Source organism: Mycobacterium simiae (assembly GCF_008370645.1).
Lineage (GTDB): Bacteria > Actinomycetota > Actinomycetes > Mycobacteriales > Mycobacteriaceae > Mycobacterium > Mycobacterium simiae_A.
The window spans coordinates 1-867 of the sequence record NZ_VTZN01000431.1; the positions used below are offsets into that span (position 1 = coordinate 1).

1 protein-coding gene is annotated in these 867 nt (G+C 62.4%); it reads right to left on the minus strand.

Going from position 1 to position 867, the window contains the following annotated elements:
- Nucleotides 1–853: integrase catalytic domain-containing protein (locus F0Q45_RS26280; protein WP_149656627.1), on the minus strand; the 853-nt coding region annotated here is incomplete at its 3' end.
- Nucleotides 854–867: the final 14 nt, after the last annotated feature.

Genomic DNA, 867 nt, shown 5'->3' on the forward strand with positions numbered 1-867 from the left:
CCAGATGGTTGTTCTTGGACTCGATGGTGGCCTGGTCGTTCTTCTTGTACGGTCGTGAGCGGGTGAAGAAGATCTCCATCTCCCCGGCCCACTTGATGACCGCTTTGTTGAGAAACTCGGAACCGTTATCGAAGTCTAAACCGGTTACCTCATAAGGTATTTCGTGCACCGCCGCCTTCAGAGCGCCTAGGATGTGGGTGTGGGCGTTGTTGCGTACGGTGCGCGTGAAGACCCAGCCGATATGGGCATCGGTGAGGTTGAGGGTGCGGCCGAACTCCCCTTTAAGCGATGGCCCACAGTGCGCGACGGTGTCACCTTCGAAGAACCCCGGAGATGCCTCGACCTCGTCGGTTGCCTTGCGGATCTTGATCGAAGACCGCAGCAACGGGGAGGCCTTGGTGGTCGATTTGCCCTTAATCTGGTCGCGTGCCTTGGCCGCACGTAGGTAGCGGTCGATCGTTGCGCTGCTCATCGCCAACAGCTCGGCGCGCACCTCGGGGCTGTAGCGGTCCCGGCCGAACACCAGCTCGCGGTGGCGTTCCAATGCATCCAGCTGCAGGGCCATCGACGCGGCCAGATACCGGCCGCACTGTCCACCCGAGGCCGCCCAGACCTTCTGCAGCACCTTCAACGCGTCGTATGAATACTTCGGATTACGCTGCCGGCGCCGCCGTTTGGCGACTTGCCGACCCGCTCCAGGCGGCCGGGCCGCCGCCGTCAACCGGCGTCGAGCATTGTCACGCGACCAGCCGGTGACTCCCACCACCTGATCCAGAATCTGACCCTTGTCCGCCTTCGGCGCCTTCACATACGCCTTGGCGAACTTCGCGGTGATCTCGGCCCGAGACGACATCGACAGCCCACTTC